General features: G+C 61.8%; 6 protein-coding genes and 3 pseudogenes. 3 read left to right on the forward strand and 6 right to left on the reverse strand.

What is annotated here, in order from left to right; all coding sequences use genetic code 11:
* Positions 1 to 5: 5 nt before the first annotated feature.
* From AP234_RS10990 to AP234_RS36105, 6 genes are all read right to left on the reverse strand, one after another.
* Positions 6 to 767, reverse strand: coding sequence for an ABC transporter ATP-binding protein (locus AP234_RS10990; RefSeq protein ID WP_431998420.1), 762 nt, complete (start codon positions 765 to 767; stop codon positions 6 to 8).
* The gene (locus AP234_RS10995) at positions 760 to 2553 is read right to left on the reverse strand and encodes a peptidoglycan-binding protein (protein WP_083501992.1); all 1794 of its coding nucleotides are present in this window, start codon (positions 2551 to 2553) and stop codon (positions 760 to 762) included. Before AP234_RS10995 ends, AP234_RS10990 begins: the two co-directional genes overlap by 8 nt.
* Positions 2553 to 3422 carry a hypothetical protein gene (locus tag AP234_RS36100; RefSeq protein ID WP_152990353.1) on the reverse strand — a complete coding sequence of 290 codons (870 nt, stop codon included), beginning with the start codon at positions 3420 to 3422 and terminating at the stop codon, positions 2553 to 2555. Before AP234_RS36100 ends, AP234_RS10995 begins: the two co-directional genes overlap by 1 nt.
* A gap of 625 nt (positions 3423 to 4047) precedes the next feature.
* The gene (locus AP234_RS11005) at positions 4048 to 5874 is read right to left on the reverse strand and encodes an ABC transporter ATP-binding protein (protein ID WP_055479496.1); all 1827 of its coding nucleotides are present in this window, start codon (positions 5872 to 5874) and stop codon (positions 4048 to 4050) included.
* Between the two features lie 10 nt (positions 5875 to 5884).
* Positions 5885 to 6460 carry a redoxin domain-containing protein gene (locus tag AP234_RS11010; RefSeq protein WP_055479497.1) on the reverse strand — a complete coding sequence of 192 codons (576 nt, stop codon included), beginning with the start codon at positions 6458 to 6460 and terminating at the stop codon, positions 5885 to 5887.
* Positions 6454 to 7041: a MauE/DoxX family redox-associated membrane protein gene (locus AP234_RS36105; RefSeq protein WP_152990354.1), complete on the reverse strand. Its 588-nt coding sequence runs from the start codon at positions 7039 to 7041 to the stop codon at positions 6454 to 6456. Before AP234_RS36105 ends, AP234_RS11010 begins: the two co-directional genes overlap by 7 nt.
* Positions 7042 to 7922: 881 nt before the next feature.
* Here AP234_RS36105 and AP234_RS39475 point away from each other — a divergent pair.
* The 3 pseudogenes from AP234_RS39475 to AP234_RS39485 all read left to right on the forward strand — a co-directional run.
* Positions 7923 to 8124: pseudogene (locus AP234_RS39475) on the forward strand (transposase); the annotation flags it as partial.
* Positions 8125 to 8228: 104 nt separating this feature from the next.
* Positions 8229 to 8327 (forward strand): annotated as a pseudogene (locus AP234_RS39480) (IS5-like element IS4811 family transposase); the annotation flags it as partial.
* Between the two features lie 46 nt (positions 8328 to 8373).
* Positions 8374 to 8735, forward strand: a pseudogene (locus tag AP234_RS39485) (transposase); the annotation flags it as partial.

The raw sequence follows: 8735 nt of genomic DNA on the forward strand, positions 1-8735 counted from the left end.
ATCGGTCACTCCTCCGTCAGGACGCCGTCGCTGATGCGGACACGGCGGTGAGCGCGACCGCTCACTTCGATCTCGTGCGTGATGACGAGGAGCGTGAGTCCCTGGGCACACAGATCGTCGAACAGGTCGAGCACGGCGCCGGTGTTCTTGCTGTCGAGGTTGCCGGTGGGTTCGTCGCAAAGCAGGAGCGAGGGGCCGCCCATGAGAGCCCGGGCGATGGCCACACGCTGGCGCTCGCCACCGGACAGGCGGTCGGGCAGGAAACCGAGCCGATGCCCCATGCCCACCTTCTCCAGCATCACCTCGGCGCGTTGGCGTCGGCCTTTCCAGCTGTGCCCGCCGTACACCTCACCGAGCATGACGTTCTCTACGACGGTGCGGTGGGCCAGCAGATGGAAGGACTGATAGACGAACCCGATCGCTCGGCCGCGCAGCCTGGTCCTCGCACCGTCCTTCAGCGTCGTCGTCTCAACACCTTCGAGTAGGTAGGAGCCGGAGGTGGGGCGATCGAGTAGGCCGAGGGTGTTGAGCAACGTCGATTTCCCTGATCCTGACGGGCCCACGATCGCCAGATAATCGCCCGGATCGACGCGGAGGCAGACGTCGCGGAGGGCGTGGACCGGCGGATCAGTGGGGAACGAACGGCTTACGGCGGTCAGCTTGATCACCGGTTCCTCGGCGGCCGTCGCCGAGCCGTCCGGTGGCATACCCTCCCGGAGCCGCGCCTTACTTTCGACCGCCTCGTCAGCCGTCCTGAAGTCACGCATCGCTCACCACGACACGGTCGCCATCCGTGAGGGTCCCCGGCTCGACCGGGGTGACCTCCACTTTGCCGTCCGCGGTGAGGCCAGTGGTGACTTCGACGTCGACGGCTTTGCCGCCAGGCCGCTCGACCTGAACGCGGGGGCGGCCGTCAGCGGAGGTGATGACGGCGGCGACGGGGACGGTCAGCACGTCTCCTTCAGTGGCGCCGACGGCGATTTTGACCGTGACCGGGACGCCGACCAGATCACGCAGGCCTTTCGTCGTCTTTATAGGGGTGAGCAGGACGGGTACGGAGCCAACGCCCGTGGCAGAGCCGTCGGCAGCGTCGCCGCCGCTCTCACTCCCCGCGGAGGCGGTCGCGTCCTTGGCCTCGGCGGCCTTGCCGATCGCGGTCAGCCGGGCCGGATACGTCTGGCCATCGGCGGTCTCGATGACGGCCTTCATGCCCGTACGCAGCAACTTGGCCTCATCGCTGTCCACCGAGCCTGACACCGCGAACGTCGAACTGGTAACCGTGCCGATCTTGCCGTCGATCACCACCCCCGGCTTCACCGCGGCCTTGTCCAGACGCGCCGGCAGCGAAGCCAGGAAGACCACCTCTCCAGGAGGGATGCTCACGCCGTAGGTGGTGAGATACTCAGCCAGGATCGACTGTGCGGCCGCGAGCGACCTGCGGTCATTGGACACTTTCAGCCTCAGCGGTGAAACGTTGCGGGCCTCACGCAACGCCTGCTTCGCGGCGGCCACGTTCTCCTTGGCCGTGCGCACCGTCGCGCGCAACTCCGTCAACCGCTTCTGCCTAGCCTGCTCCGCCTGCTCACTGAAGATATACAACGCGTGCTGCGCCGAGCGGAGGTTCGCCCGGGCATTGTCCACTTTCAGCTGCAGCAGCCTTGTGTCGCCTTCCGGGTTGGCCGTGTTGGGTTCCGGCTTGGGTGTGTTGTCTTTCGGGTTGCTCATATCGTCTTTCGACTTGGCTGCCTCCAGCGCCTGTTCCGCTGCGAGCAGATCCTCCTCTGCCGACCGGACGGCTCGCTTCAATGCCTCGTACTGTTGGGCGTCCTCCGGTGTCACCTCCCGCTCCTCGGCCTGTTTCAACGCGCTGTCGGCTGTTCGCAGATCCGCGCGGACGTTCGCCAGCTTGAGTTTCAGCAAGGTGACTTCGCCGCTGTTGTCGAGTGCCTTCCGATCGGCGGCGAGAGTCTCCTGCGCGGTCCGTACGGCTTCGCGTAGCTGTTCCAGCGTCTGCCTGGCCGTTAGATCCGGCTTCTGGGCCTGGTAACCGTTCTTGGCATACCAGCGTTCGACGGCCGTAATGGTGGCCTGATCGAACACTCCGGTAGTCGGCGCCTTGATGCCAAGCCTTCTCAGCGCGGCTTGCAACTGCCGTACATCGGCGCCGTTCACCCCGGGGGTCATGGTCCGGTGCATCGGCACCTTGCCTCGTAGCACGAACACCGGCCGTCCGTTGACCTCCATCAGCACTTGGCCCTCTTTTAGGCGGCCGGGGCGAGGTGCTCTGGTGACCCGCTGGGAATCGGTAGTACCCCCGACCACGCCGGCCAGGAAGATTGGCAGCGGAGAGCCGTACGCCAGTGTTCCGCTGACGGCGACCGTGCTGGTGAGTTTCCGCCGCATCACAGGAACGGTGACCAGCGACGCTTCCGGCGCCCGTCGTAACGCCGCCTCGTCGGCAGGCGACCGCAAACGTGTCCCCACTGCCCAGGCGGCTCCCGCGATCACCACGATGACTGTTAAGACACCGATCAGGATCCGTCGCCGGGACATCACAGCCAGTCGTCCATGCCGAACTCACGGAATGTCTCCTGACCGATGGTGGAGGCCTTCGGTTGATAGACGGCGTAGAAGTCCTTGCCGCATTCAAGATCATCGAGCGCGGCCTTGATCTCGCGGTTCAGATACGGCCTGGCTTGGTCGCTGGTCAGATTCGGCATGTAGTGCATTCCGGGCTCCGGATCCTTGAACTCCTTCCGGCCCAGCTCTGACTCCTCCTGCATGAAGGTCTGTCCGCCGCGTCCTGCGATCGAGGTCGGCCGCAGCTGTGTGACCTGGTAACCCTTTCCCTTGAGGCAGGTCCCGAACTTTCCAGCGAGTTCGACGAGTTCGGGATCGCCGTCAAGTTCACGGGTCGACCGCTGCTCGGATACTTTGTTGAGCTGATCGAAGAAGTCTTTTTGGGAGGATACCGTCTTGCGTAGGACGGATTTGATGGCCTGCCCATAGCAGAGATCATCTGCAGCGTTATACGCCTTTAGTTGAGCAGGCGGGAGTGACATCAGGGTCGAATTGTTCGGATCTCCTCCTGGGACGTCAACTCCGGAGACTTCGGGGTCCGTTCGGTATACATATTTGGCGAATACGCCGAATCCGTATTTTGAACGGTACTCCTTCATTGCCGCGTAGTCGCCTGATGTTATCTTCCGTTGCTTCTCACTGATCGCCCGTGGGGGAGGAACGTTCGAAATGTACTTGAACCCCTTCTGCTTCATGCAATCGGCGCGGATAGCTTCGATCTGACGCCGCTTTCCCTGCTTGTCGACGTGAGGTGAGGGGGCGATGCTCGGGATGGACGGGGAAGCGCAAGCCGTGAGGCCCAAGAACGCGACGGCGAAAAACGCAAAAATCTTCTTCAACATACGATCTCCTGAAATCAATGCTTTGAGAGTAGGAATCGAAGCAAGGGGTTGGGTTAGGCCATATAGAACGAAAGGCAAGATGCCTGGCTCAACTATGCTTTTTGGCGGTAGGGATACTGGTGTTTCCTGTGGCATTTTAAGTGTATGGCGTGGACTTTCCTGGCAATCTTGGAGGCCAGACTTCTAGGGCTGGCTGCCTAGCGGATCCAGTGTCCTGTGGAATGATTCCTTATATTCTTTCGGGGGGTGCTGACGCGGCATTATGTGGCCGACTAGTGTAGTGTCGCGCCACTCCTTCCGAGAATAGCGATAGTCATATCCATTGCTCCTTTTCTAGTCATTCTTGAACCGGATGGATCTCATCGGCGGTCACTAACTCCCGACAGATGCGTGCACAACCCAACTGGAGACGAAATGCACACTCGCACGAGGCTTTCGGGGCGGCGACCTTGGCAGAGCCGTGGATCGGCAGGCTGGCACAAACTCGCGGCCAGGTCAAACCGGACATGAGGCCCGTATATGGCCACCGTCGTCAATCTCCGGATACGCCGCTGAGCCCCCATGGGGTCTCCGTTTGCTGTCGTGGTTTCAAGGCTGTCGTCAGGCAATCCTGTATCCCCGAGGCTCAGGGGTCCATATAGGCCTCGGCCTGCACGGCGTACATCCGCGCATAGAGGCTGTCGAGCGCCATTAGTTCATTGTGGTTGCCCACTTCGGCGATTACGCCGTCGGCGAGTACGACGATCTGCTCGGCGTTCCTTGCGGCAGCCATACGGTGTGTGACCATGACACTTGTGCGACCTTCGCGCATCGCCTTGAGCTTGGTGTGTAAGCGATGTTCGGCCTCGGCGTCCAGCCGGGAACTCGGTTCGTCCAGCATGAGTAGATCCACCTCGCGGCGCATCAGGCTGCGCGCGAGTGCGACCCGCTGCCATTGCCCCCCCGAAAGGGTGCGACCGTTACGTGGGTCGTCCTTGTCCTGGTTGGGCAGGAACACCAGACTGAGGGTCGTCTCATAGCCGTACGGCAGCTCCTCCAGATCGTCATGAACGTCCGCGTGGCTGCCCGCCTGGGTGATAGCCGCCATATCGGTGATTTTTGATACGTCGCCTAAACCGATGTTTTCCCTGGCAGTCAAGTCGTATTCCATGAAGTCTTGGAATACTGTACCGATATGCGCCCTGTATTCTTTTAGGGCGAAGATGCGGATGTCGAATCCATCCCACAGGATGCGCCCTTTCTCGGGATCGTAGAAGCGGCATAATAGCTTGATTATGGTGGATTTGCCTGCGCCATTCTCTCCGACCAGAGCGGTTGTCGCGCCGGCCGGGATCGTCAAGCTGACGCCACGCAGGATCCATGGCTGATCTTCGGAGAATCGGAACCAGACATCCTCAAAGCGAATTGCCTGCCGCAAGGGGGGGACCGGCGTCGGCTTGTCGGTCGTGTGTAGGTCTTGTGGCACGTTAGCCAAGTCCAGATAGTTGCGAAACATTAGCTGGGCCCCGTAACAGAGCGCCACATCGTTGGCGATTGTGCCGGCGGCGCCCTGCACCGATGAGAGGGCAGCCAGAAGAATCGTCAGGTCGCCGACGGTGCCGTGGCCGTTGCTGATCTCATAGGCGGCCCACAGCAAGCATGCGGCCGTTGTGGCCCAAGTCAACGCTTCGCCGGCAACCTCATAGGTGAGAACGCGCCGATCCAGCTTGCGGGCGATACCGTTGGCCTGTGTGATGTACCTGAGGGCTTGCTTTACCAGGTAGGGGGCGGTCCGCAGCAGCCGGATCTCCTTGGCTGCCCGATGGCTGGTCAGTAGCTCGGAATAGAAGAATTGCTTGCGCTGCAGCGGGCTGAGCTCCCACATGTTGCGTACGCGCTGCCGGTTAACGCGTACCTCTAGCACGAGGGCGGGTGCGGCACCCACAGTGGCGACCACTGCGGATATTGGGCTGAGTATCACCAGCGTGGCGCCGAACCCTACCAGCGTGATGACCGACGTCACTGCACCAGCGAAGGCTTCCAGCGCCTCGAGAGGGGAAGAGGTTGCCGCCGACTGGGCCAGCTTGATACGGTCCGCCATCAACGGAGACTCGAAGTTGCGCAGGCCACCGAAACGGTTCACCAGGCCATACAGCAACTCGGTGGCGGTCAGGGTAACGCGGCGATGCATCTCTTTGAGTAGGTAGCGCTGCGCACCGGGGATAAACGCGGTAGACAGGCCAGTACCGGCGACGACAGCCAGGGAACCCATCAACTCGGTGATGGGGGCAATGCGTGTCAGGCCGTCAATAAGAAACTTGGTTGCCCAGGCGGTCGCCAGCGGTGTGCCCGCGAAGGCCAGTGTAAGTACACCATAGGTGATCATATGGGCTGGTGCCGCCTGGCGCACCAGCCCGAGCGCTGCCAGCGTCGCCGTGAGCACGTTTTTGGCGTTCGGGAGGATCATGTGCATGCCGTTACTACTACACGCGCTCCAGCGCGGACAGGTGCATCGCAGTAGGCGCCTCGGTGGCGATATATAGCCCGTCCTGACGGTTTTGAACTCGGTAGAACGCCGGAAATGCGGTGGCACCGAAGGCGGAGATGACCTCCTGGTCGCCATCCTCGGTGACCACGTGCGAGCACTCTTCCAGCCGGCTGGTGAGTTTGCGTAACTCTTCAGCACGAGCCTCGTCGTCCAGTTCACCGGATTCATAGCGAATAACAGAGACGATTTGTGTCCCGTCGGTGCGTATCCGCTTGCAGACATCGACGAACAGTGGTAAGGACGTTTTGCAGGGCGGGCAGCCGATCATGAAAAAGCCTACCACGAACTCCTCGCTCAAGGCGGTCGAGTCAATCGGCGCTCCTTGCGTGCTGTGGGTCATAAAGTGTGCAACAGTTGATCCGAGTAGGTGGGGGGTGGCGAGCTGCTCCGCATAGGAATGGTCAAGGTCCTTGCGTAGTGCGGACACTGCACCGCTCAGCTTGGACGTCACCGCCATATTGATGATTAGCCCGGTTGCGAGGACGCAGCAAAGGACATACAAAATCACCATGAGCGCGTGTTTGCTCTCTCGTCGGAGGGAATCTGGATGGTCTCATTCAGAATGATGATCGCAACGATGACGGCCGCAACAGCCAGGCACATTGCCGCCTCGCTCACCTGGACTTCGCCAGCTGGGACCACAAGCCGAACATGCCAGGCGGCCAGCGTCGCCAGGACCAGCACGACGTTGCGGAGTAGATGCCTCCAAGAGTAGGTCCGCCCCTTGGCGCCGAAGCAGCGGCATGTCAGGTTCTGGCGTCCGACGAGTGCGTGGGCGACGACGACGGCGAAGGCCACCAGGAGGCCCCCTGCGGCCAGCAATCCCCAGCTGCGTGTAGCCGAAGGACCGATAAGGAGAAGGATGGCTGTTGCGGCCTCTGCAGCAACGACCACTGCTGCTACGCATGCGGCCGTGTGGCGCGCCCATGCGCCCCCGATGACGCCGATTAGAGGGGCTGGCAGATGCTGGGCTACAAGGTTCGTGAATGCCTGCCGATGTGCACGGGACACCAACTTGCCGCCAGCGGTGACAGCGAACAGCAACCCAAGGATAAATTCAACAATCGTGGCGAAATATGCCGTAGTTGACACTTCGCCTCCTCAAGGCTCAGTACACTTAAAGGCCGACGCTCCATGCCTCCTCGGCTGGCTCTTGAACGGCACGGAGCGTCGGCACCAGGCGCTACGCCGGAGGTTTATGAGCCTTCGTCACAGCGCATCTCCGTCGGCTGCCGGACGGTCGTCTTGTGACTAGCAGCCGCAGCGTATGAACCTACGCAGAGCCGTTACCTCGAACCACTGGCCGTCGTAGCAGGCGTACGTGCGACCCTGCAGGTACTTGCGGTTGGTAGCTTCGCAGCTACCAGGCGAGGCTGTGATGCAGGCCGTTGTGTACATTTCCTGACCAGGTAAACACATGGTAACCCTTTCGTCGCCGATGGTATGGCCACCCCTGGAATGAGACGAATGCGCTCTCTGAAGCGCTTGAGGGGGTGATATGCATCTTTGCACGAAGTGTGTATGTAAGTAAAGAATAATTGACGACCTTTGGTAACAGATTGGCAACAAAGTTCAGCGGGTGTCGGCTTGGAGTGCTCGGTATTTTCCGGATGTGCCTCAAATGGTCCAAGTGGCGACCAATATTAGGCTCTACCTCTACGCACTGAAGCAGATTCTGTGGTCAGATATGTACATTTAGTAGCGGCCTATGGTTGCGTTCTGTGACCACCGGGTCGGCCGGTGATGGGAAAAAGCGCGCCCGCCGGATGTGCGCCGCCGGGTCACCTTGGAGCGCTACGGGCGGCGCGGCCGGGCCGCCGACCTGGGGGACAAGTTTTGTGGGGTGGTGCGGGAACACCATGCAGCGAGGTCGCGATCAGATATTCATGGTCCTTAGAGCGTGTTTGAGAAGGCTTGATAACGGTGTGCGCATCTTGCCACCGTGACTGCCGTCAGGTCACGATCATGACCGAGTGCCACGCGAGCGCCGCTACCCCTCCGACCTGACCGACGCGCAATGGGCGCTGGTCGAGCCACTGCTACCTGCGCCGAACACGGGAGGGAGGCCGGAGAAGCATCCGCGCCGGGACATCGTCGACGCGATCCTGTACGTGGTGCGTACCGGTTGCGCCTGGCGGCAGTTGCCGTTCGACTTCCCGCCCTGGCAGACCGTGTACTGGTACTTCGTCCGCTGGGAAGAAGCCAAGGTCACCGAGCGGATCCTCGCCGTACTGCGGCGCCGGGTCCGGGCGGCATAGGGGCGAGCCGAGGAACCAACCGCGGGCATCATCGACTCCCAGAGCGTCAAGGGCGCCGACACCATCGGCCGCGACAGCCGCGGTTACGACGCGGGGAAGAAGGTCAACGGACGCAAGCGGTTCACGTCACCGACACCATCGGCCGCGACAGCCGCGGTTACGACGCGGGGAACAAGGTCAACGGACGCAAGCGGTTCACGTCACCGACACCCTCGGACTGCTGCTGGTCGTCTGCGTGATGGCCGCCTCCGTCCAAGACCGCGACGGAGCCAAGACCACTCTGCTCAGCATGTACCTGGTCACGCCGGTCCAGTACGTCTTCGCCGACGCCGGCTTCGCCGGGATGCTGGTGGACTGGACCCAGCGCGTGCTGCGAACCGTGCTGCACATCGTCCGCAAGGCACCGGGACAGATCGGATTCGCGGTGATCGAACGACGCTGGGTCGTCGAACGGTCGCTGGCCTGGCTGACCAGCCACCGCCGCCTGGCCCGCGACTACGAGCGCCAGCCAGCCACGGCAGAGGCCAT

The organism is Sphaerimonospora mesophila (assembly GCF_001417795.1).
Classification (GTDB): domain Bacteria; phylum Actinomycetota; class Actinomycetes; order Streptosporangiales; family Streptosporangiaceae; genus Sphaerimonospora; species Sphaerimonospora mesophila.